1 protein-coding gene is annotated in these 331 nt (G+C 70.4%); it reads left to right on the top strand.

The window, feature by feature from the left end:
* On the top strand, positions 1-311 hold a 311-nt coding region (locus ON31_RS29390), incomplete at its 5' end, for a hypothetical protein (protein WP_039818308.1).
* Positions 312-331: the final 20 nt, after the last annotated feature.

Here is a 331-nt window from a genome sequence, read left to right as displayed (position 1 = left end):
CGGCAGCCGCGCACGCCATCGCCCGCAAGTACGCCGAGCAGTCCGGCGCGGCCGTCCCGGGCACGGTGCTCCACGAGATCGCCCAACGCATCGACGAGTGCCTCGCCTCGGGCATCGACGCCGACCAGATCGTTCGCGGACTCGTCGCCTGGTCCGAGTCGCCCATCACCGCGACATCGCAAATCCCGAGCTTCATCCACAAGGCCGCGCCCAAACGCCCGCGCGGGCGCAGCAAGCCCACAGAACGCGCCCTGGACGCCGCACAGGTCGCCGAGCAACTGATCCGAGAGGGACTGACCCGTGACAGCTGAAATCGCCGCCAGCGACGCCG

Source organism: Nocardia otitidiscaviarum NBRC 14405 (assembly GCF_000308635.1).
Taxonomy (GTDB): domain Bacteria; phylum Actinomycetota; class Actinomycetes; order Mycobacteriales; family Mycobacteriaceae; genus Nocardia; species Nocardia otitidiscaviarum.
The sequence above is the reverse complement of the archived record's forward strand: the minus strand, read 5'-3'. Positions and strand labels throughout refer to the sequence as shown.